Consider the following 21,850-nt stretch of genomic DNA (forward strand, 5'->3'; position numbering starts at 1 on the left):
CCCTCCTCACCGTGCCCGTAATACAGCAATTCGGTCACGTGACACTTCTTGAAAGCCAACAGCACGCATCACTGCCTTTGATCGCTCGTTTGTCTCATCTGTTGAGGCAATGACCTGCCTGTAACCAAGCGCCTGTGCTTTCTTTGTTGCATGAAGTAACAAACGCTTTGCAAGCCCTTTGCCACCGTATTCTGGTGCCATCACGATATGTGCAAGCAAAATCACACCACTCATATTCGTTAATACGACAAAACCAATCCGCGTCGTTTTATGCGATAGTGTTTGACAGACGACAACCTCTCCGTATGACCCACTTTCCATATCTATGAGTAACTTCGTTGCTGCATCCAGTGAAGGACAAGAAGGGTCACTTCTCCATAAAAGTGCGGCAAATTCGGCAGATAACAAAGATTCTTCTCGTACAATGTACGCGGGTGGATAGGATGGTGCATCTTTTTTTACACTCGCGAGGGACAAGCGGTATTTTACGCGATCGACACCCCACTCCACTTCATCTGTTTGCGCAGGCCAATCGTCCGTATATTGACTTGGAAATATATATATAGATGTCTCCTCTCGCTTTTTCTGTGTCATTTCCTGCAAATGCGCAAGAACGATATGATGTTTTTCAGTCGTGAACGATGATTGCCAATAATCATAGACAATCGTCCCTTTTTGATGGTGACGAAGCATATCCACCTCATCGTGAATTTGTTGCCACTGTCTTTGTTCGTTCTCCTTCATCATAAAACAACAAGCCCCCTTCCGTACTGTCATTACTTAACGGTAACGTCAAACCCATTTGTAATCGCGCTAAAAATGAATAAATCCCTAAATAACCCGTCATATAGTCAATTACATGACTCATTTTGTCTTCTCCAGTCCAGCAATATTGTCCATCCACAATATCAGCCACCGCAAGTAATCGTTTTTCGATTAAACGCAACTTCCGGTCAATTGCCACTTGGTCACCAACCACTGCCCGTTTTGCCGCAATCAAAAAGTCACCCTCGCCAGCCATGCCGTGACATTGATTGTTCACTTGAACAACATTTGACTGTAACACAGCATTGACTGCACCGACAGCTAGCGCCCTCGTTTCTTCTTGGTCATCGATTGACAACACCGATAACAAAAATTGCCCAATGCCCGCCGCCCCATTACACCATGACGTTTGTAGCGACGTATCACGAAGGGAAAATGTTTTGGGCCAAACAACCGCACTCGTTTCTGTCTTGATCGCAGTCCGATCCAACGTATCAACGATCCGTTCGACACATTCCTTATATTTCTTTTCATTCGTTTCCTTGAAAAGAGCCACAAGAAAAGTACCAATGCCAGCAATCCCATGAGAATAGCCTAAAAAATATTGCCTTTTTTCCGCTGAAATTGGCGTCGGCCAAGCGATACCGCCGTTCATTTCCTCTGCCGATGACAAAATTTGATCTGCTCGTGCACGTGCACGTTGCAATAGGCGCTCATCTTTTGTTATATGGTACACATGTAGCAACATGAGTCCGAGCCCTGCTAATCCGTGACTCACGTTCGCAGTGTAACAAGGCTCATCCGCAATTGTTAGTGCCAATTCAACTGCTTTTGTCTGTAATTCCGCGTTATTGGCATAGTGACTCGCATCTGCCAATACCCATGGCACAGCGCCGTAACCGAAGTATAAACCAACTGGTGACACACCTTTTACAAACGGATGATGCCGTTCTAACCACGTATAGACATGCAAACTATATTGAAACAACATCTCATCTTCTGTAACTTGTCCCATTTCATGAAAGAAGTGCATCACACCGGCTAACCCATGATTAAAAGTAGCCACATGCCACTGATCTGACAGAGAATTGTCAGGCAACAGCTGATCAATACGTTTAAAATCCATTTTTTCATAGATAGATGTGCAAAAGCTTGCACCTTCCATCCTTACATAATTCGATAACTTCTCTCTCTCTTTTTGTTCGGCAACCACTTCTTCCATCACTGACAAACCCGACTCACATAAGTGCTTGAACGTTTTTTCTTCAATACAACGAGCAAGTGAACGGACCTTTTTTATCGTTTCTGTAAAAGGGATGACGCCGAAAAACGGGTCTGTTCCAAGAGCCAAGTAAACGTCAATGGCACCTAGCGCATAACGATCCCGTGCTGTCATATTGATATGGCTCAACACTTGTTCATCCGGAAGCGCATAACCTGGGGTCAACCCATCAAAAAGAGGCTCAGCAGACGACTGATTACACGCAAGCTCTAAATCAATAAACCGCACTGTGAAGTCTGGCAAAACCATTACATTATTTGGTGTTAAATCCCTTAAAATCACTTTATGTTTATGCAACGTTGCAACAGATTGGTGCAAATGATCTCGAACCTGTTGCATCATTTGAATGGACGTTTCTTTCAGTGGTTTTTGAAACAAGTCCTCCGTAAATTTGCGCAACGTCACGCCCGGTAACTTCTCCATCACCATATATGCATGATCACCATACTGGAAATACTCATACACTTGTGGTGTCACATCCAGCCCTCGACATTGAACTAAAAGGTCATATTCATGCTTTAAACGTGCGCGTGCATCTCGACCATCCAACCCAGTCATCATATGCGCACGTGCTTCTTTTAACACCACCTCTTTGTGAGAAGACGTATCGACAACAAAGACACTCCCTTTTGCGCCCTTTTTCAGTACTGCGCGAACAACCAAACCTCTCTTGGCAAAAGGATTGCTTTGCTGAGATAAAGACGACTCTCTTTCTTTCTCGTGTAACTGTAATGCAGGTGGAAGTTCAACCCAATCTGGTATCGTCACAAATGGTACTCTCCGGTCTTCTTTCATTTCTCCATGCTCATCACGCAATCCCGCTTTTCTTAATTGGCTATAACGGTCGTAAAATCTCATGTGCGCAAAAGCGCCATACCGATAGAAAAGACACTGACTATCTTTATACCGCATGTCCGTCACAATCTCAGGACCAAAAAAATGACTTGTCCGCTCATATAACTTTTCTAGTAATTGCTCAAATACAGCTTCTGATCTTGGATAAATCGTTAAAAACTTCCCTACTTGGACACGATCTCCCTCTCCTAGCAGAAGCTTTACGACACCTTGTTCGTTAGACGGAATCTTCCAATCTACCCTCTCATTTAGTAAGAAGGGCGCTACTTCTTGTAAAAAAGATTGCACTTGCGGCAGAATGATCGACAAATGTATTTTCCAGCCTTGTTGCGGTAACTCATATGTATGATTGCTAAAATAAAGCCATTTTTTATCTCGAACTATTTTCATCGGATCAACAACTTTCTCACTAAGAGAATGAAGTAAATACGTATAATGTAATTGTGACGTCGCCATGCTTCATCTCCCTTCCCACTTTTCGATCTTTCAGAAAAATAGAGAGGGGATGACTCCCCTCTGTTTTACAAAAAATTAGCGCTCGATCACAGGGCCACCACTCGTCCATGAGCAAACCGTACAAAGGCTGACATCATGAGTCACATTCTCTTCTTCTACGAAACCAACTTTCAAAAGATCCTCCGGCGTCATAACTTTCACATCAAATGTCTTTTCCATGATAACCCCTCCAAAAATTTTTTTCGGATAAACTATTAAGAAAATGTCTTAACATAACGCTCATCCGTTAATCACATTGTAATTTAATTCTACTTTATTGGCAAGTGTTATTTTAATATTTTTCTCTCTAGTTGAATAGAAAGATTTCTTCTCCTCTCATGTATACAAAAAACAGCTCCCTTAAAAGAGCTGTTCCTCCCTACCCGAATAAAGGTCCGTAAAATGATCGAATCCACTCACCTGCATATACACAGACGAAACCAATGACAATCGACCAGAAGGTGACACCGATAACTGTCCAAAAGATTGCGTATCCCTTTGTCACCCGTAACGCAACCGCAGTGATTGCACCAAGGTGACTGCTTAATAAAATTGGCGCTAGAAAACCGACACCAGCCATACCATAGCGGTCCAAATAACGCTGTGTTCGCTCTGTTCGTTTGCTCACTTTTTTAGGTAGTCCTTTTCTTTCACGACGACCCTCTAACCAAGTTTGGATCTTTTCACTTAGTAAAATAAATATGACCACACCTATACTATTTCCAATCATTGACAGCACCACTGTGGCAACTGGTGGTAAGTTTAAAAAAACAATGCCCGCGGGAATCGTGATAATATATTCAACTAAAGGCAAGCTGCTTGCAAATAATATCACAATCGCCGTCCATAAAGACATATCTTCCATCAGATCCCTCCTTAAAAAATTTTCCTAATAATCAATCAACACACCGCCCATAGAAAGACGAACCTCTTAACAGAGGCGCGTCCCAACGGCTAGTCGTGTCAATTCAACTAAAATCTTATTTGTCCCGTTCCCATGAACATGACGACAATGACAAGAATGGTTGCCACAAAAAGAGGAATAATTGTTCGTTCACCACGCTGCTGCTTTCCAATCGCGACCTCCATGAAACCAATCATGGTCACCGCCAAAATTCCCTTGATGACGAAAAAATACGGGAAGCCAAGATGAATAATCATACCGATGCCCGAAACAAGCATAATCACGTAAAACAACCGCAAAATCATATGAAATACTTTTGATACTTTATACTTACGAAACAACGCAAATAAGTACGCGGCAAAAAATAACACCGCAAAAATAAACCATGCGCCTTCATGAGAAGCAGAAAAGATCTCTGCCAAACGTTTCATATCCACAAAAATCGCCCCTTTCTATTTTTCATTATACAGACTGGATAGTGAAAACGCTATTTAAAACTAAGATTTTTACCGTCTTCTCGTCGAAAACGTAAATAAGAGAGCAACATCGCCACACGCCACGGGACAAGCATACCATATGCAAGTAAGAAGAACATCCCTGAAAGCTCTTCTGGATTCAATTCTTGCCCTAAAACAAGACGTAACACAATACGAAGGGCAAGCAAACCAACGAGGATAAACACAAATGCCTTCGAACGTTTTAAATAAATGTCGCGCCCTTTCCGCTCGAATTTGGATGTATAAATGAGCACGAGTGAAAAAAGCATCCCAACCCCAAGAGCTTCAATGACATAAAACAAAGATGGCCTCGTTGGTTCATATAAAAACATGAGGAATCCTGTTGACATGGCGAGCGGTGGGATCATAATTTTTTTTGCAGATGTGGGTCTTTTGGCAGCTTTCATTCTAATAAATAACGCCACACTACCCATAAACACCGCAATGATGATGGGCACAACAATAAGCCAACCGTTTGTTTCCATCCATTCACCCTCCATATGCGCTTTTTAGTAAAAGTGGCGCCTTGCTCTGCAAGACACCACTTTTCAAATAAAACCCCATTAAAATAACGGTGCAATAAGTGCGTAACCGATAATGACTGTAAATAAAATCATCATGTGATTTAATGAGAAAACAAACATCGCAGTCGCCCATTTTTCAGGTGCCATCTTTCGGTATCCAAAAACGCTTAGGACGAGCCACGCAGCACTTAAAAATAGTGCCGTATATACAAGCACAAAACTAATCGACATAAATAAAAAGCTTGCTGCCATTAACGCAACCAAATAAATATTTGTTTGTATATACGTACGTTTATACCCTTTGACAACGGGTAACATCGGCACACGCGCCGCTTTATATTCATCATGCCGGCGAATTGCAATCGCATAAAAATGTGGCATTTGCCAAATAAGCATGATCACAAATAAGCCTAGCGCAGCTGGATGGAGCAAGTCTGCTGAAATGGCACTCCAACCGATCAAAGGAGGCACAGCCCCTGACAAACTTCCAATTTCTGTATTGTAAATGGTGCGTCTTTTTGACCACATCGTATACGGAACTACGTATAAAAATAAGCCAAGCAAGCCAAACAACGCCGCAAGAGGTGTTGCGAACGCTAACACGATGAGCCCAATCAGCGACATTCCGGTCCCAAGAATGAGGGCATTTCGAGGTTGCATTCTCCCCGTCACAGTCGGTCGGTTTTTCGTTCGATCCATAATGGCATCAATATCACGGTCATATATATTATTAAATGCGCCGGCAGCACCGATCACAAGCGCGGAACCAACCACCGCAAGTATGACTTCAACAAATTTCTCCATCAATCCAAATCCTTGAATGTATAAGGCGAGGCTCACCCCCGCAAACATTGCAATGACATTTGATTTAATAATTCCTGTCTTAATTGTCTCTGACAAGACGCGAGAGAAAGCCTGCTTTGGCGCAACAAGAGAGGTGCTGTGAACTTGCTTCTCTATTTTTATTGTCCTCATGATGCCTCTCTTCCTCCTGTCTGTTTCTACCGTTTTTCCCTAGTGTATCATACATCGTCTCTATGACTACGTATGCCAAGCGAATCTTTCGACTTCCTGTCACGAATTTGTGACCAATTCATGACAACTTCTTCTCATATCACTTTTCTACACATCATTTTTATTATACGCTTTTTACCGATTTCTGCAAGTCATCACTTATTCTATTCAAGAAAAGAACACTTGACATTGATAATGATTCTCATTATCATTCTAATTGAGAACGATAATCATTTAAACGAGGAGGGCACAATATGAAGAAGAACTTTATACTGATGAGTGTTGCTGCATGCTTTTTGCTTGCCGCTTGTAACCAACCATCTACTGCTAATCATCAAACGAACAATCCAAGTACCTCACCAACAGAAGAAACATATGCGATCACCGATTTTACAGGAAAAGACATTGCTTTAAAGGAAGCACCCAAGCGTGTCGCTGCCCTTAGTAATGGCGACATGGATATCATTTACGCACTCGGGGGACACGTTGTGGGACGACCAACAGCCCATGGACCTGTGACCATTCCTGAGGCAGAAGAAGCTGCAGAAGTTGGTTCAACACACGAAATCAATCTTGAAAAGCTTGCATCCGTCGAACCTGATATCGTGCTCGGCAATGCACAAATGAATCAAAAAGACATTCCTTCCGTTGAAAAAATCGGGGCAAAAATGGTGCTTACTGAAGCCCAATCTGTTACAGATATTCAGTCACAGATCACTTTGTTCGGGGAACTTCTACAAAAAGAACAGCAAGCTCAAGAGTTAAATGAAACGATGAACAAACACATCAGCAACCTTAAAGAAAGTATTGGGGAAGAACAAATTCGTACCCTGCTCGTTTACGGCGCACCAGGTACATATATGGCCGCCCTTCCGAATTCTCTTTCCGGTAACCTTCTTGAACTTGCTGGTGGACAAAATATTGCAAGTGACTTCCCTCGTCTAGATGACTACCCACAGTATGCACATTTAAACGTCGAACGCGTCATTGAAGCAGACCCACAATATGTGCTACTCATGAGTCATGGCAATCCCGAAGAAGTAAAAGAGGGATTTATGAAAGAAATGTCGCAAAACCAAGCATGGAATGCACTAGATGCGGTGCAGGAAGAGCGTGTCTTCGTGCTACCAACAGACTTATTCGGGACAAATCCAGGTACACGTGTTACGGAAGCACTCGACTTTCTCGTGAAATTGTTTGAACCCTTTGAAAAGCAGCCATGAATGTCATCAAGCGTTCCAAAAGAAGAAAGTGGAGTCTGATCATTGCTGCACCACTACTCATAAGTGCCTCTTTATTTAGCCTTTGTTACGGAGCCGTTTCAATTCCCATTGCTGAAGTGTGGCACGGCCTTACACGAGCAGAACCGTCCGTCTACCAAACCATTATAGTTGATTTGCGGCTTCCACGACTGCTCATCGGCTTACTAGTAGGTGCCTGTCTCGCCGTCGCTGGCGCATTACTACAAGGGGTGATCAAAAATCCCCTGGCAGACCCAGGCATCATTGGCGTCACTGCGGGAGGAGGATTGCTCGCAAGCATTACGATGCTCATCATCCCACAAATGAGTCATCTCCTACCGGTAACTGCCTTCATTGGTGCATTTATTTCGGCACTTGTCATTTATTTACTCGCTTGGGACCGCGGTGCATCACCATTAAAACTTATTTTGGCTGGGGTTGCCATCAACGCTTTATTAGGTGCGTTTCAAAGTGGTCTCATGGTCCTTTATAGCGATCGCGTCCAAGCCGTGTTACCGTGGCTCTCTGGTGGGTTAAATGGACGTAGTTGGCACCACTTTGAATTTATGGCACCTTATGCTTTGGTCGGTTTACTCCTTTCCATATTTGCGATTAAACCAGCAAATTTGCTGCAACTTGGCGACGAGTCAGCAAAGATACTCGGACAAAAAGTAGAACGACAACGATTTTTACTCATTACCCTCGCTGCCTTTTTAGCAGGCGTTGCGGTGAGTGTTGCTGGATTGGTTGGTTTTGTTGGGCTCGTCGTCCCGCACACCATCCGTCTTTTACTCGGCGGCGACTATCGCTACTTGCTACCAATGTCTGCCTGCGGTGGCGCCATCCTTGTCGTCTTCGCTGATACCATTGCCCGATCTGCGTTTGACCCAATTGAATTACCAGTTGGCATTTTATTAGCACTGCTCGGGGCACCATTCTTTTTATTTTTACTAAAGAAGCGAGGGATGATGGCATGACTACTGCAATCGAAACGGAACATCTTACTTTCCGGAACGGCTACTTTACGCTTCGTGACTTGAACTTAACCATTCCTAAAGGAAAGGTAACTGCGATTGTTGGCCCAAACGGTTCTGGCAAATCTACACTGTTACACCTCATAACAAAATTGTTGAAACAAACAAGCGGCGACGTCCGCGTAGAAAACATGTCGACCGCTAAATTGGCGACAAAGAGTTTAGCAAAACGCCTCGCGATGATGCCGCAATGTAAACAATCTTTACCGAGCATGACCGTAAAGGAACTCGTTTCTTTCGGACGTGCCCCTTACCAGAAATGGTATCAAACAGGCGCTTCCAACGGTGATCGCGATATTGTTGACTGGGCATTACAAGTGACCAACACGAAAAAACATGCTAATCGCATGTTCGATACACTATCGGGTGGCGAACAACAAAAAGTGAGAATTGCACTCGCACTCGCTCAACAGTCACCAATTTTACTCCTTGATGAGCCAACAACTTATTTAGATATTGCCCATCAACTCGAAATGATGGATATGTTAAAAAGCATGAACAAACGTTTTGGTTTAACGATCGTCATGGTTTTACATGAGCTACAACAAGCTGCCGCTTACTGTGACCATTTAGTCGCTTTAAAAGAAGGTCATATTGCCGCGACAGGACAACCACAACAAGTATTAACGGCTCGTTTTTTAAAGGAGGTTTATCACATTGACGCAAAAGTCGTTTTTTCTGAAGGTTACCCTCTCATTATTCCATTGACACAGTCTTATTGTCATTTAGAAGCCGTAAAAACCATTTAAACTAGAGGAGCGTGACCAACATGATCATTGTCACAAACAAAGCAACGTTAAAAAAAGGGAGCGGAGAAAAGCTGATTGAACGTTTTAACAAAGTCGGTAAAGTTGAATATATGGATGGCTTTCTCGGGTTAGAAGTATTGCATACGCAAAACACGAAAGACTATGATGAAGTAACCATCTTTACACGCTGGCGTACAAAAGATGACTTCAAAAATTGGACGAAAAGCACCGCCTTTCGCGAAGCCCATTCTAAACGCGAAACACCTGACTATGTGCTAGACAATAGCATCTCTTTTTACGATGTGAAAGTCGTGCGCGAGCCACGGCAAGTGGCAGCGTCGGGCAGCATGTAATGCCCTTTAAAAAGCTGTATGCACGGGAACGTGCATACAGCTTTTTCCTATTCATCTTCGTCCATTTTAGGCTCGAGCATCGTTTCTAAACGCTCCTTATTCTCACGCACTGTAACACAACAATTACCGATCAATATGGAAAAAACGCACTTCCCCCTTCAAAAAGTAGGTGAAAACATGGTACGATAGGAAGCGACAGTACTACTTAATCTAAAAAGCATTTGAAAAGGAGCATTACCAAATGTCTAAGACACTTATTTTTGGTCATAAAAATCCAGACACTGATACAATCTGCTCAGCAATTGCTTATGCTGACCTTAAAACACAACTAGGGGCACATGTCGAAGCAGTTCGCCTTGGCGAAATGAATGGTGAAACAACGTTTGCCCTCAATTATTTTCAAGTAGAGGCACCGCGCCCCATTGACAAAGTAGCCTCGCATACAAATGAGGTCATTTTAGTCGACCATAATGAACAACAACAGAGTGCTGATGATATTTCTGATGTCGTTGTGACAGAAGTAATTGACCACCACCGCATCGCTAACTTCGAAACAGCGGGACCCATCTACTGCCGAATTGAACCGGTTGGCTGCACCGCCACTATCATTAAAAAGATTTATGAGGAAAATCAGTTAACGATTCCAAAAGAGATCGCCGGGCTCATGTTATCCGCGATCATTTCCGACTCCCTTTTGTTCAAGTCACCAACGTGCACTGAACAAGACGTGCAAGCGGCACGAGAATTAGCGACGATTGCGGGTGTCGACGCTGATAGCTACGGTTTAGATATGTTGAAAGCTGGTGCAGATGTCTCAACGAAGTCTGTTCAACAGTTACTTACTTTGGACGCAAAAATCTTTACAATGGGTGACTTCAAAACAGAAATTGCGCAAGTCAACACCGTTGATCCAAACGATGTGCTCTCACGCCAAATGGAACTTGAAGACGAGATAAACAAACTTATTACGGCAAAGCACCTCGATTTATTTGTCTTCGTCATTACCGACATTTTAGAAAATGACTCGGTTGCGCTTGTCCTCGGTAAACAAACTGCTGCGTTTGAACAAGCGTTTGAAGAAAAGTTGACGAATCATACCGCGCGACTTCAGGGTGTTGTCTCTCGTAAAAAACAAGTCGTTCCACCTCTGACAAATGTTCTTTCGCAAATGTAGGTATACACATGGTGTCGGCCAGTCTATGTTCCGACACCTTCTCTGTGTCCATATTGCTTTACATGAAATTTACATTTTATCGGAAAACAAGAAAAAAGCCTGTTATGAAAGCGCATACTACTTTAATGTGGCGAAGTGGCAACAAATCCCTCCAAAACAATACTTGACAGCGTTTACACACAATTCTACAATAATCGAGGGAGACACCTCTCCTACTACATAATCATAGGGGGATTTGACGTTGAAGAAAAAACTATTAGGTGCCTCTTTCGCAGCTTTTACAGCATTGATGCTTGCAGCTTGCGGAGGAACTGATAACGCCAATGACAATAAAGGTACAGGAGGGAAAGAAAACAATAATGCCGCAGCAGCTACTTACGAGCCTGAAGAGCTCCGTGTACAGTTTATCCCTTCACAAAATGCGGAAACACTTGAGGCAACTGCCAAACCGCTTGAAAACTTGCTATCAAAAGAACTTGGCATTCCTGTTAAAGTAAGTGTCTCCACTGACTACAGCGCCGTGACGACCGCTCTCGGCGCAAAACAAATTGACGTCGGTTATTTGCCTCCAAATGCCTATGTTGAAGCGAAAAAGCAAGGCTATGCTGAAGTATTGCTACAATCTCAACGTTTTGGTGTCAACCCAGAAGACGGCTCAGAAACAGATGAACTTGTTGACTCATATAAAGCGCAAATCGTTGTTCGTGCTGATTCTGACATTAAATCGGTTGAAGATTTAAAAGGCAAAACGATTGCTTTCCAAAATGCCACTTCTGCCGGTGGTTACGTATGGCCTGCAGCGACAATGCTTGATGCAGGTGTCGACCCGCAAACAGATGTCAATCCTGTCGTGCTTCAAGGGCATGATGCCGCACTCCTCGCTCTCCTAAATGGTGAAGTGGAAGCTGCAACGACTTTCCATGATGCGCGAAACCTTCTAAAAAAAGAGTTTCCAAATGTATTTGATGACCTTCGCATTTTAACAACAACAGAAGATATTCCAAATGACACCGTATCTGTTCGCGCAGACATGTCTGACGAATGGAAGAAAAAGATTTCTGATGCGTTTATTGCGCTTGGAGAAGATGAAGAAGGCAGCAAAATCATTTACGAGATCTATACACACCGAGGCTATACACCTTCTAAAGATAGCAATTTCGACATCGTCCGTGAATATGCCGACCGTATTCAACAAAATTAATATCCAGTGTGAGTCTCATATACATGCGAGCCCGCGATAACCTTTCGGGCTCGCTCACTATGGGTACATGCTTTTTCTACATAACTAGATAACACGCCTATTTCACTTAAAGAAAGTTGGGACACATATGATAGAAATTAAAAATGTATCAAAAACATACCCGAATGGAACAAAAGGGTTACAAGACATTGACTTAACGATTGAACAAGGCGAATTTGTCGTCATCGTCGGCTTATCAGGTGCAGGAAAATCTACATTACTCCGCTCGATCAACCGTCTGAACGAAATCTCTTCTGGCACAATTTCAATTGATGGTGAATCTATTACTGATGCAAAAGGCAAGAAACTTCGTAAAATCCGGCAACGTGTGGCAATGATTTTTCAAAGCTTCAATCTCGTCAAACGCTCCTCTGTTTTACGTAATGTACTATCTGGTCGCGTCGGCTATCACGGTACATTGCGAACAATCTTAAACTTGTTTCCGAAAGAAGACGTCGAACTCGCGTTACGTGCCTTAGAACGCGTCAATATTCTTGAAAAAGCATACACCCGTGCAAGTGAGCTTTCCGGTGGACAACAACAGCGGGTTGCGATCGCCCGCGCGCTTGCGCAAGAACCAAGTGTTATTTTGGCAGACGAACCGACTGCCTCTCTTGATCCATTAACAACGAAACAAGTAATGGATGATTTGAAGCGCATTAATGAAGAAGATAAAATCACGACGATTGTGAACTTGCATTTTATTGATCTTGCCCGTGAGTATGCAACACGTATTATCGGCTTACGTGCTGGCGAAGTCGTTTTTGACGGGCCTGTATCCGAAGCAACAGATGAAAAGTTTGCGGAAATTTACGGTCGTCCAATTCAGAAGGATGAGCTTTTAGGGGAGGATCTCGATGAAGCAATTAGCCAATCTACAGATCAATAAACCACCACGAACAAAGTTTTATACAACAGTCGCACTCCTCGCTGCGATTGTTGCGCTCAGTGCCTATTCTATCGAGGCGAATCCACTCCTGCTATTTCAAAACGGTAGCCAAATGTCAATGATTTTGTCACAAATGCTGCCACCCGACTGGGAATTTTTCTCCCGTGCAACTGGACCGATGCTTGATACCATTCGAATGGCGTTAATCGGGACAACCTTTGGAGCAATTTTATCAGTTCCTATCTTATTACTTTGTGCCCGCAACGTGGCTACCTCACCGTGGGTTTATCAACCAGCACGCATCATACTAAACACATTGCGTACCGTGCCTGATTTACTACTAGCCGCTATTTTCGCTGCTATTTTAGGATTCAATACAATGGCTGGGATTGTCGCATTAAGCATCTTTTCCATCGGCATCATTGCCAAACTGTCTTTTGAAGCTGTAGAAAATATTGATCCAGGTCCACTTCAAGCAATGACCGCCGCGGGTGCGAACAAAATACAATGGATTGTTTTCGGTGTCGCACCACAAATATTGCCATATTTTGCTTCCTATGTATTATATACATTTGAAATCAACGTTCGTGCTGCTGCGATTTTAGGGATTGTCGGCGCGGGGGGAATTGGGCTTCTCTACACGCAATCACTACAATTCTTCCGTTATGATCAAGTGTTAGCGCTTATTTTATATACGTTCGTGGTCGTCATGATCATTGATTACATCAGCTTAAAAATTAGGGAGCGTCTATTATGAGTGATTTAAGAAGTAAAATTCATAAACCAAAGAAACAGCGCTTGAAAACAGCCATGGTCATCCTAGCACTCCTCCTCCTCTACATATGGGGGTTTTCCGGCATTAACTTCCAAGGGTTATCTTCTAACGCACCAACTGTCATGAAAGCAATCGGGCACGGCTTCCTTAACCCTGATTGGAGCTATGTCTATAAGCCTGGAGAAGAAGACTTAATTGGCGCCTTATTAGAAACCGCTGCCATCGCTGTTGTCGGTATTTGTGTGTCTGTCATTATCGCATTCCCGATCGGTTTTTGGGCCGCTCGTAATGTCAGTGTCTTCCGGATCATCTCTGGTTCCGGAAAATCGGTTTTAAGCTTCTTACGAACATTTCCAGATATTATCATGGCATTGTTATTCATCACCGTTGTCGGTCCTAATGCCTATGCGGGTATGCTCGCACTTGGTGTGAGTGCCGTCGGGATGCTTGGAAAACTTTATGCGGAAGAAATAGAAGCGATTGATAAAGGACCGAGCGAAGCACTTATTTCCTCTGGTGCAAACAAATTACAAGTGTTATGGTTTGCGGTCGTCCCTGAAGTGTTACCAGGATTTATTTCCGCGACATTATATCGATTTGAAATTAACATGCGTTCTGCTGCCACACTTGGACTCATTGGTGCAGGCGGGATCGGTGCGCCATTGTTGTTTGCCATTCAAGGACGCACTTGGGATCGTGTTGGCGTCATTTTAATTGGCTTGGTCATTTTCGTTTTACTCATTGATCTCGCCTCAAGCGCACTCCGCAAACGCGTCGTATAATCACCAAATGTGGATCGGTTCTCTTAGGAGAAAACCGATCCTTTTCAATCTGCCGCACCTATGATATGCTCATTGTAATCATTTACTTAAGAAGGAGACAGGTGAGCATGTCTAATATCCTTTTCATCGGTGCTGGCCGGATGGCAGAAGCGATGTTTTCTCGTCTACTCGCGCAACCAAAGCGCCTTTTTAAAACGATTTATATTAGCAACAACACAAGCAAAACACACCTCGCTCATTTAGCAGAACGGTATGACGTTCAGCCTGTAACTAATTGGACAGATGTCGTAGACGATGTGGATGCGATTATCTTAGCAACCCCACCTTCCACCCAACCTGAGCAACTACGAACGCTATCGCCGCTCATTCGAAATCAAATCATTATCACTATCGCTGCCGGCATTGGACCGAGTATCCTTGAAAACCACCTCCCCGAGGGAACCGCTACCGCATGGATCATGCCTAACACAGCAGCTGAAATTGGTGCTTCTATGAGCTTGTATACTTTTGGCAAGCACGTAAACGCGTCACAAAAAACGCTAACCGAAAATATTCTTGCTGCCATCGGAACATACGAAGAACTACCGGAGGAAGCGATCCACAATTTGACTGCCCTCACTGGTAGCGCGCCAGCATTTGTGTATGAGTTTGTGCTCCAACTTGAAAATGCCGCCACTTCTTATGGCATTTCTCCTACGCAAGCACGCAAACTCGTTGTCGCGATGCTCCATGGCTCAGCAAGCTTGCTTGCCAAAACAAATGACCCCGTCGCATTGCGAGATGCCGTCACAACACCAGGTGGTGCGACAGCAGCAGGGTTACAATCACTTGCCGATCACCAGTTTGGAGACATGTTAACAAAAGCGATTGAAGCAGTAAACGCACATGCAAAAGCACGAAAAAATTAAACGGGCATCCTCAAATGAGGCGCCCGTTTTTTCCAAAATATAACCCATGACGTTTCAAGTAAACAATGAGTGCCACAACGACGGTGATCTCTGCAAATGGAATTGATAACCAAATTGTATGCACACCTAAGAAAAATGGTACTGTCAGTAAGAAAGCGAGCATGAAAATAAATTCTCGCGCTGCAGTAATCCACGTTGCCATGCCCACTTGACCAATTGACTGGAAATACGTCATCATGACAAAATTGACCCCCATCACGATGTAAGCAGTGAAGAACAAACGAATGCCGACAACAGCCAACTCTTTTACTTCCCCTGGGAAATCACCGAATAACCCTACGATCGGTTTCGCCGCAAATTGACCAATTAAAAAGCAAACGACTCCTGCAAAAAATGCTGTACGGACGGCAATCCGCACCATTGCTTGTTTTTTGCCTTCTTCTTTTGCCCCATGAAAATAACTAATAATTGGCTGGACCGCAGAACCCATGCCAAGGAACATGAGAAGCATCACCGCATGAACATAATTGACAACAGAAAATGCCGCAACGCCAACTGTACCCGCTAGTCTTGCAAACATGATGTTGTGGGCAATCGTAAACGCAGAAATGCCCACCTCCGCTAAAAAGCTCGGGAAACCGAATGTCAACGTCTTTTTAATCAGTGCGCGGTCGACACGGAATTTCACCCATTTTAAATTGCTTCGCTTCGTAAAAAAGTGTCCCGACAACACACATAAGCCTAACGTTGCCGCAACAATTGTCCCAAGCGCAGCCTCGCGCACACCAAATTCAAACACATACAGTAATACATAATTAATCGCGACATTAGACAAGGCCGTTGTCACAAGTGCCGCCATCGCTAAATTCGGGTTACCATCATTCCGTACAAAAATACTAAACGCATTTTCTAACGTAAAGACAAAGCCAAACATAAGAAACACCTTCATATATGCAGACGCAAACGGTGCCGTATCAGCATTTGCGCCAAGTGCATAAACAAGCGGCTCATGCAAGAGTAGTGCGGTCAAACCAACTGCGACCGTGCAGAGAACAATTAATGTCAGTGAATGGGTAAAAATAAACCGTGCTTCTTCTTTCTTCTTCTGTCCCATGCGTTGCGAATATAACGTCGCACCACCAATACCAAGCCAAAGCGACATTGCAACAAAAACGGTGTATACCGGCCCAGCAATGTTAACCCCAGCTAGCGCCACCGGGCCGAGCTTATTACCTACCATAATGCCATCTACAACCAAATTGACCGCTATCAAGAGCATTCCCACTAAGGAAGGCACTAAATAGCGGACAAAAATTTTCCCAACAGACTCGTGATCCAACGGATTTCGCTCTTCCGCCTTCGTCATTCTTTCATCTCCTAAACGGTACGTATCATGATATACCGTGTATTATTCCCCTGATGACAGAAATTGTATCAGAAAAAAGGCGGAAAGGCTAGCAGAGGATGTTTTTATGAAGGGAGAATTATTTGTTATTGCAACTGCTCTGTTAAAATGGGATTTCCTCTTTTTTAACCGATGTTCTCTCCCCGCGTTCCCAATCTGTTCTAATAATCGCATAAAGAGTCGCGTCTACTAATCGGTCATTCTCCTTCTCCCATGATTGTCGCAAATAGCCTTCTTTTTCAAACAGACAATCGTGCAGAGACTTTCGCATCGCATAATTTCTTACTTCCGTGTACGCTTCCATTCTCACTCTCTTTTTTGACTGGGAAAACACATAATTCGTCACCCACGCCACACACTTTTTCCCGTACCCTTTACCACGTACGTCGTCCACTAAACGAACATCATACAAAAGCGGCATCGTATCAGACACATCCGCAATGATCACTAAGCCAATTTTTTTGCCATTCTCCTCTATCCAAAATGTTTCCCGGTCGTCCTCGTACCACCCTGTATCTAATCTTGTCCGGATTTCTTCAGGAAGTAGCGGTGCACCTCCGTGAAATGGCCATGCGTTTTCTGTATAAAAGTAAATTAATTCCACTATGTCTTCCTTTTTTAAATGAGTAAATGTTAATGAATTCATTTTTTTGTGTCCTTTCTCTTATGAGACTAAAATACAAGCACCCCACTGAAACATTGATATGTTTTCATGAGGTGCTTTTGTACAGCACGATTAAAATATTTCCTTATTAAATACCTTCTTGCACGTCGTATCCACGATCTTTTAACAAATCAACAATGCTATTTTCTCCAGCAAGGTGCATCGAACCCACAGCAACAAAATACGTTTCATCCTCGTCTGCAGAAAGAAATTCTTCTATTTTGTTCACCATCTCCTCATCACGATCATCAGTAAGTGCTTTTGCATACGCCTGATAATCTTCACTATCCATCTGATTCATTGACTCGGACCGTAGTTTAGAAAATGCTTCGACATCCCCAGCTTGCCAAATATCCATTAAATTACGGAGTTTTTCTCCATTATTATGATATTCATTCACCATATCTTCTAGTAATGCCGCTTGACTATCTTCAGTCAAAAAGCCACTAAGCACACTCATTTGGTCTTCAAATGTCTCTAAACTAATAATATTGAGATTGTCTTCCCCTGCCCGGTTAAGGAAATAAAGGTCTACGCCCTCGTCAGAAGAATATCCTGCTTTCTTGACCATCAATTCGCTAACCATCTGGGAAACATACCAAGGTTTGAACGTCTCAACATCAGATTGGTCCATCCCATACGCTTCTAAAATATCCATCGTATCTTGAAAAGACTCTTCTCCTAATGCGTCACTTAATGAGCGACCATCTTGATACGTTCCAGATTCAGTCATCACAGTCATCACTTCCATTGGATCTAGCTCCGTAAGATCAATTTCCACCACTAAATGATCCGCTTCATCAAAAGCACGTTCAACATTTTCATGGAGCGGGTAAATATCTTCGTTCCCTACATGAATCGAACCAAACAAATGAACCGTGTTACCACCTTTTTCCACTTTGTAGAGGATACCTTTTGACGATGCTTCTTTATCTGTTGATGCTGCTTCTTTCTTATCTTTCGATTTTGCTTCTGTTTTCTCCTCAGGCGCTGTGTCTTTCTTATCTTCTTTTGCTGTGTCTGATGAACAAGCACCTAAGGTAAGCGCACACACAAGAACTGCGCTTGCTAGTAATTTTTTCTTCATTTGTTTATCCCCCTGAGATACTATCTCGCTTATTTTTATTTCCATTCTATTTTACACCGTACCGGAACGGTAAGGGATTTCCGACATAAATAGAGACCCTACATGACAAACTCACGCTTACGCCAAATCCCACCTACGGCGCCTTATCTTCAGATTCACTGTCATCCATCTCTTCTCCCAACACCTCAAAGACCTTATCTAAAAAACGATCTTCTTCTTCGGTGAAGATTTCTGGGAAGCGAAACTGGTCCATACTCTTCGTAATTTCGTCCCCATTTTCTCGCATCACTTCGAAAAATTCGTCCACATCATCTAAAACCTCGCGTGTGAGGGACATCATTTCACGGGCCACAGTTTTGGCTTCTTCAGACTGCGGTGAGACATTGTTTTTCACAAATGCTCTAATTTTTATAATTGATCGTCCATATCCAATATTCAAGGCACGTCTTTCTTCTTTAGAAAGACGATACATTCGATTGACCATGTCTTCTGAAAAATGTTCTTTCATCCATTCCTTACTCTCTTCTTCCCTTTGCACACCGTGAAGGAATGAGATAATAAGCGTCCAATCTAACTCCTGTTCTTGTTGTAAAAGCGTCTGGATCGTCTCAATCGCATCAATTGCTCGATCTATTTCATCTCGTTTTTCTGCCAATAACTTATGCTGCATAGAAAGTGATTCTTCAAATGACTCATGAGAAAGCATCGACTCTCGCAAAAGCTTTTGAATGTCTTGTAACGTATAGCCAACAAATTTAAGCGACTGGATTTGCTGGAGCTTTTTCAACTCCTCGATGCCATATAACCGGTGGCCAGCATCGTTAAAGGTTTTTGGTACTAATAACTCTACTTCTTCATAAAAGCGCAGTGTCCTCACTGTAATACCTGTTTGCCGAGCAAATTCACTGATCGTATAAGTCATTTCCTGCATTTTTCCACCCCCTTTCGTTCAACGTTAATCTTATCATAGCTGATGACGTAACGGAGGGCGCAAGGGGTATTTTAAAATTTCCTCACAAAAAAGCAAAATAGCTTACACTTGATACAACCGCCGATACTTTTCATCCAAATACCGAATTAATGGCGTTGGGTCAATCCCGCCTCCAGTCACATCGCGAATGATATCAACCGGCTTTTTCGCTGCACCGTATTGATGGACATTCGTTCGTAACCATTCATGGATCGGCGCATAGTTCCCGGCTGCAATCGTCTCGTCTAAGTTTGGTACGTCTTTTACAAGCGCTTCTTTTAGTTGCGCTGCGTAAATGTAGCCTAAAGCGTAAGACGGGAAATAGCCAAATAAGCCAAAAGCCCAGTGCGTATCTTGTAATACGCCTTCACCATCATGGGCTGGACGTATCCCTAAATACTCGGCCATTTTCTCATTCCATAAGCCAGGCAAATCTTTCACTGCTATTTCACCTGCAAAGAGCCCTTTTTCAAGTTCATAGCGCAAAATGACATGCAATGGATACGTTAATTCATCCGCTTCTACTCGGATAAGAGAGGGTTCGGCTTTGTTTACAGCAAAGTAAAATTCGTCTAAAGACATTTGATCAAATTTTCCGGCCGCATGTTTCTTTAATAACTCATAATTTCGCTCCCAAAAAGGCTTACTTTTTCCAATAAATTTCTCCCATAACAATGACTGTGACTCATGAATCCCCATTGATGTACCTTGGCAGAGTGGCGTGCCAAGGAGGTCTTTTGAAACATTTTGTTCATACAACGCATGACCACCTTCATGAATCGTCCCAAACAAAGCCGTACGAAAATCTTGTTCGTTATATCTCGTTGTCACTCGTACATCATTCGGGTTTAAACCAATGGCAAATGGATGCGCTGCTTCATCCAATCGTCCAGCATCAAAATCATAACCGATCTCGCGTAACATCGCTTCGCTTAAGGCGCGCTGTTTTTCTTTCGGAAATGGTTGCAATAAACGATCAATATTTGGTTGTACAGCTGACGTTGTGACCGCTTGCACGAGTGGCACAAGTGCTTCACGTAATTCGGCAAATACTTTATCTAATGTATCAGTGAAGACGCCTGGCTCGTACACATCAAGCAGTGTATGATACACATGTGCTTTCGGGTCGTAGTAATTTGCAAAACGCTTCTGGAAATCAATCATCTTCTCAACGTTTGGACGAAACAGCTCAAAGTCTGCTTTTTGCTTTGCTTCTTGCCACACCGCCTCCGATTGACCTTGTAGCGTCATATACGCTTGATACTCATCTTGCGGGATATTGATGTAGCGATCATATTTTTCCTGGCATTTTTGGACGACTTTTGGTGTCAGTGGTGACAACTCTGCTTGCACGTTTTTCTCCGTTAAAGCTTCCAAATACGTACCCATCTCTTTCGACGTCGCCATTTCGAAGACTGCTGTCGACAATGTTCCGTACACTTCTGCCCGCTGCGAAACACCTTTTTTCGGCGTTCCTGTCCGTGCGTCCCAAGCCAACAAACTCACAGCTTGTTCGTAATCCTCGATTTTCTTCACAAATGCTAAAAAGTCTTGTTCCGTTTTCTTCAAAATGCTTGTCATTTGTATCCCCCTCAGGTATTATACCTCTCTCATTCTTTGGAACAATTATAAGCCTTACAACGGCTTCTGAAAACAAATACATTCATGCACACGTGCAAATTTTTCTTTCATCTGTTCTTTCTCTGAACCAATGTAATGAGCAAATGCTGTCATCGGCAATATTTCTTTATCGTTACTTTCAAATTGCGCTTGATCAAACTCTTTTTTCCCATCCATATATACATGTAAATATGAATCTACCTTTGTAAATGCATGTTTTTCATACCACGTACGCACCCAACCATCATCTCGCGTCCACGCTTGAAGATACGCTACACCGCGTGCCTTTGCCTCAGACTCGGCTGCTCGCAATAGCTTTGTACCAATGGCTTGACGTTGAAAGTCGGGGTGAACGGCAATATGCCAAATCATCCCACCAACTTGTCCTGCTTTTGAACATACTTTCTCTGCTGGTGTATCCAGCTCGAGATCAATCAAACCAACAATTTGTCCATCTATTTCAGCCACAAGTTCAATTGCTGGATTTTTGTACGCTTCTTTTTCACGCAACACATTGTCATAATAAGCTGTGTCTAAAAATGAAAGCACACGGCAGCGGACCCAACCTCTTTCGTCCGCCGGTTCATACGCACGAATGTTCATCTTTTTCTCTCCTATCTGGC

At 43.2% G+C, this 21,850-nt stretch carries 23 protein-coding genes; 10 read left to right on the forward strand and 13 right to left on the reverse strand.

Annotated elements, in window-relative coordinates:
• Positions 1-6 precede the first annotated feature (6 nt).
• The 7 genes from BLT29_RS10685 to cyoE all read right to left on the reverse strand — a co-directional run bounded on the left by BLT29_RS10685 (position 7) and on the right by cyoE (position 6,297).
• The gene (locus BLT29_RS10685) at positions 7-747 is read right to left on the reverse strand and encodes a GNAT family N-acetyltransferase (protein WP_176763894.1); all 741 of its coding nucleotides are present in this window, start codon (positions 745-747) and stop codon (positions 7-9) included.
• Positions 701-3,358 carry a class III lanthionine synthetase LanKC N-terminal domain-containing protein gene (locus BLT29_RS10690; RefSeq protein WP_090776319.1) on the reverse strand — a complete coding sequence of 886 codons (2,658 nt, stop codon included), beginning with the start codon at positions 3,356-3,358 and terminating at the stop codon, positions 701-703. The genes BLT29_RS10685 and BLT29_RS10690 overlap by 47 nt, the downstream gene beginning before the upstream one ends.
• A gap of 75 nt (positions 3,359-3,433) precedes the next feature.
• Entirely contained in the window at positions 3,434-3,577 is a 144-nt protein-coding gene (locus BLT29_RS13400; RefSeq protein WP_176763895.1) for a hypothetical protein, read from the reverse strand.
• Between the two features lie 199 nt (positions 3,578-3,776).
• A complete protein-coding gene (locus BLT29_RS10695; protein WP_090776320.1) occupies positions 3,777-4,262 on the reverse strand; it encodes a small multi-drug export protein in 486 nt (161 codons plus the stop codon).
• Positions 4,263-4,369: 107 nt separating this feature from the next.
• Positions 4,370-4,732: a YisL family protein gene (locus BLT29_RS10700; RefSeq protein ID WP_090776409.1), complete on the reverse strand. Its 363-nt coding sequence runs from the start codon at positions 4,730-4,732 to the stop codon at positions 4,370-4,372.
• A gap of 56 nt (positions 4,733-4,788) precedes the next feature.
• Entirely contained in the window at positions 4,789-5,283 is a 495-nt protein-coding gene (locus tag BLT29_RS10705; RefSeq protein WP_090776321.1) for a CcdC family protein, read from the reverse strand.
• A 78-nt stretch (positions 5,284-5,361) separates the two neighbouring features.
• Positions 5,362-6,297, reverse strand: a complete 936-nt coding sequence (cyoE, locus tag BLT29_RS10710) for a heme o synthase (protein ID WP_090776322.1) — start codon at positions 6,295-6,297, stop codon at positions 5,362-5,364.
• Positions 6,298-6,590: 293 nt separating this feature from the next.
• Between cyoE and BLT29_RS10715 the strand changes: the two genes are divergently transcribed.
• The 10 genes from BLT29_RS10715 (at position 6,591) to proC (ending at position 15,481) form a co-directional block, all read left to right on the forward strand.
• Positions 6,591-7,559, forward strand: coding sequence for an ABC transporter substrate-binding protein (locus BLT29_RS10715; protein WP_090776323.1), 969 nt, complete (start codon positions 6,591-6,593; stop codon positions 7,557-7,559).
• A complete protein-coding gene (locus BLT29_RS10720) occupies positions 7,556-8,554 on the forward strand; it encodes a FecCD family ABC transporter permease (RefSeq protein ID WP_090776324.1) in 999 nt (332 codons plus the stop codon). The genes BLT29_RS10715 and BLT29_RS10720 overlap by 4 nt, the downstream gene beginning before the upstream one ends.
• Positions 8,551-9,360: an ABC transporter ATP-binding protein gene (locus tag BLT29_RS10725; protein WP_090776325.1), complete on the forward strand. Its 810-nt coding sequence runs from the start codon at positions 8,551-8,553 to the stop codon at positions 9,358-9,360. Before BLT29_RS10720 ends, BLT29_RS10725 begins: the two co-directional genes overlap by 4 nt.
• 20 nt (positions 9,361-9,380) lie before the next feature.
• Positions 9,381-9,713, forward strand: coding sequence for a heme oxygenase (gene isdG, locus BLT29_RS10730; protein WP_090776326.1), 333 nt, complete (start codon positions 9,381-9,383; stop codon positions 9,711-9,713).
• Between the two features lie 241 nt (positions 9,714-9,954).
• A complete protein-coding gene (locus tag BLT29_RS10735; RefSeq protein WP_090776327.1) occupies positions 9,955-10,887 on the forward strand; it encodes a manganese-dependent inorganic pyrophosphatase in 933 nt (310 codons plus the stop codon).
• Between the two features lie 241 nt (positions 10,888-11,128).
• Positions 11,129-12,088, forward strand: coding sequence for a phosphate/phosphite/phosphonate ABC transporter substrate-binding protein (locus BLT29_RS10740; RefSeq protein WP_090776328.1), 960 nt, complete (start codon positions 11,129-11,131; stop codon positions 12,086-12,088).
• A gap of 127 nt (positions 12,089-12,215) precedes the next feature.
• A complete protein-coding gene (phnC, locus tag BLT29_RS10745) occupies positions 12,216-13,016 on the forward strand; it encodes a phosphonate ABC transporter ATP-binding protein (protein ID WP_090776329.1) in 801 nt (266 codons plus the stop codon).
• Positions 12,985-13,773, forward strand: a complete 789-nt coding sequence (phnE, locus tag BLT29_RS10750; RefSeq protein WP_090776330.1) for a phosphonate ABC transporter, permease protein PhnE — start codon at positions 12,985-12,987, stop codon at positions 13,771-13,773. Before phnC ends, phnE (BLT29_RS10750) begins: the two co-directional genes overlap by 32 nt.
• Positions 13,770-14,573 carry a phosphonate ABC transporter, permease protein PhnE gene (gene phnE / locus BLT29_RS10755; protein ID WP_090776331.1) on the forward strand — a complete coding sequence of 268 codons (804 nt, stop codon included), beginning with the start codon at positions 13,770-13,772 and terminating at the stop codon, positions 14,571-14,573. The genes phnE (BLT29_RS10750) and phnE (BLT29_RS10755) overlap by 4 nt, the downstream gene beginning before the upstream one ends.
• A gap of 107 nt (positions 14,574-14,680) precedes the next feature.
• The gene (proC, locus tag BLT29_RS10760; RefSeq protein WP_090776332.1) at positions 14,681-15,481 is read left to right on the forward strand and encodes a pyrroline-5-carboxylate reductase; all 801 of its coding nucleotides are present in this window, start codon (positions 14,681-14,683) and stop codon (positions 15,479-15,481) included.
• A 10-nt stretch (positions 15,482-15,491) separates the two neighbouring features.
• On the opposite strand, the gene BLT29_RS10765 is transcribed toward proC, so the two are convergent.
• From BLT29_RS10765 to BLT29_RS10790, 6 genes are all read right to left on the reverse strand, one after another.
• Positions 15,492-16,847, reverse strand: a complete 1,356-nt coding sequence (locus BLT29_RS10765; RefSeq protein WP_090776333.1) for an MATE family efflux transporter — start codon at positions 16,845-16,847, stop codon at positions 15,492-15,494.
• Between the two features lie 142 nt (positions 16,848-16,989).
• Positions 16,990-17,532, reverse strand: coding sequence for a GNAT family N-acetyltransferase (locus BLT29_RS10770; RefSeq protein WP_090776334.1), 543 nt, complete (start codon positions 17,530-17,532; stop codon positions 16,990-16,992).
• Positions 17,533-17,638: 106 nt separating this feature from the next.
• A complete protein-coding gene (locus BLT29_RS10775; protein ID WP_176763896.1) occupies positions 17,639-18,637 on the reverse strand; it encodes a TraB/GumN family protein in 999 nt (332 codons plus the stop codon).
• Between the two features lie 133 nt (positions 18,638-18,770).
• Positions 18,771-19,568: a MerR family transcriptional regulator gene (locus BLT29_RS10780; RefSeq protein WP_090776336.1), complete on the reverse strand. Its 798-nt coding sequence runs from the start codon at positions 19,566-19,568 to the stop codon at positions 18,771-18,773.
• Between the two features lie 102 nt (positions 19,569-19,670).
• Positions 19,671-21,188, reverse strand: coding sequence for a carboxypeptidase M32 (locus BLT29_RS10785; protein ID WP_141769887.1), 1,518 nt, complete (start codon positions 21,186-21,188; stop codon positions 19,671-19,673).
• Between the two features lie 54 nt (positions 21,189-21,242).
• Positions 21,243-21,830 (reverse strand): GNAT family N-acetyltransferase, encoded by a 588-nt coding sequence (locus tag BLT29_RS10790; RefSeq protein WP_090776337.1) that lies wholly within the window; start codon positions 21,828-21,830, stop codon positions 21,243-21,245.
• Between the last annotated feature and the right edge of the window lie 20 nt (positions 21,831-21,850).

Source organism: Shouchella lonarensis, assembly GCF_900096965.1.
In the GTDB taxonomy this organism is placed as follows: domain Bacteria; phylum Bacillota; class Bacilli; order Bacillales; family Bacillaceae_D; genus Shouchella; species Shouchella lonarensis.

Excerpts from the sequence above, each read along its gene's own strand:
- BLT29_RS10735 (WP_090776327.1), top strand. The coding sequence starts at position 9,955 with ATGTCTAAGACACTTATTTTTGGTCATAAAAATCCAGACACTGATACA.
- BLT29_RS10775 (WP_176763896.1), bottom strand. The coding sequence starts at position 18,637 with ATGAAGAAAAAATTACTAGCAAGCGCAGTTCTTGTGTGTGCGCTTACC.
- BLT29_RS10725 (WP_090776325.1), top strand. The coding sequence starts at position 8,551 with ATGACTACTGCAATCGAAACGGAACATCTTACTTTCCGGAACGGCTAC.
- BLT29_RS10765 (WP_090776333.1), bottom strand. The coding sequence starts at position 16,847 with ATGACGAAGGCGGAAGAGCGAAATCCGTTGGATCACGAGTCTGTTGGG.
- phnC (WP_090776329.1), top strand. The coding sequence starts at position 12,216 with ATGATAGAAATTAAAAATGTATCAAAAACATACCCGAATGGAACAAAA.
- BLT29_RS10690 (WP_090776319.1), bottom strand. The coding sequence starts at position 3,358 with ATGGCGACGTCACAATTACATTATACGTATTTACTTCATTCTCTTAGT.
- proC (WP_090776332.1), top strand. The coding sequence starts at position 14,681 with ATGTCTAATATCCTTTTCATCGGTGCTGGCCGGATGGCAGAAGCGATG.
- BLT29_RS10785 (WP_141769887.1), bottom strand. The coding sequence starts at position 21,188 with ATGACAAGCATTTTGAAGAAAACGGAACAAGACTTTTTAGCATTTGTG.
- BLT29_RS13400 (WP_176763895.1), bottom strand. The coding sequence starts at position 3,577 with ATGGAAAAGACATTTGATGTGAAAGTTATGACGCCGGAGGATCTTTTG.
- phnE (WP_090776330.1), top strand. The coding sequence starts at position 12,985 with ATGAAGCAATTAGCCAATCTACAGATCAATAAACCACCACGAACAAAG.
- BLT29_RS10720 (WP_090776324.1), top strand. The coding sequence starts at position 7,556 with ATGAATGTCATCAAGCGTTCCAAAAGAAGAAAGTGGAGTCTGATCATT.
- BLT29_RS10715 (WP_090776323.1), top strand. The coding sequence starts at position 6,591 with ATGAAGAAGAACTTTATACTGATGAGTGTTGCTGCATGCTTTTTGCTT.
- phnE (WP_090776331.1), top strand. The coding sequence starts at position 13,770 with ATGAGTGATTTAAGAAGTAAAATTCATAAACCAAAGAAACAGCGCTTG.
- BLT29_RS10700 (WP_090776409.1), bottom strand. The coding sequence starts at position 4,732 with ATGAAACGTTTGGCAGAGATCTTTTCTGCTTCTCATGAAGGCGCATGG.
- BLT29_RS10790 (WP_090776337.1), bottom strand. The coding sequence starts at position 21,830 with ATGAACATTCGTGCGTATGAACCGGCGGACGAAAGAGGTTGGGTCCGC.
- BLT29_RS10705 (WP_090776321.1), bottom strand. The coding sequence starts at position 5,283 with ATGGAAACAAACGGTTGGCTTATTGTTGTGCCCATCATCATTGCGGTG.
- BLT29_RS10685 (WP_176763894.1), bottom strand. The coding sequence starts at position 747 with ATGATGAAGGAGAACGAACAAAGACAGTGGCAACAAATTCACGATGAG.
- BLT29_RS10770 (WP_090776334.1), bottom strand. The coding sequence starts at position 17,532 with ATGAATTCATTAACATTTACTCATTTAAAAAAGGAAGACATAGTGGAA.
- cyoE (WP_090776322.1), bottom strand. The coding sequence starts at position 6,297 with ATGAGGACAATAAAAATAGAGAAGCAAGTTCACAGCACCTCTCTTGTT.
- BLT29_RS10695 (WP_090776320.1), bottom strand. The coding sequence starts at position 4,262 with ATGGAAGATATGTCTTTATGGACGGCGATTGTGATATTATTTGCAAGC.
- isdG (WP_090776326.1), top strand. The coding sequence starts at position 9,381 with ATGATCATTGTCACAAACAAAGCAACGTTAAAAAAAGGGAGCGGAGAA.
- BLT29_RS10780 (WP_090776336.1), bottom strand. The coding sequence starts at position 19,568 with ATGCAGGAAATGACTTATACGATCAGTGAATTTGCTCGGCAAACAGGT.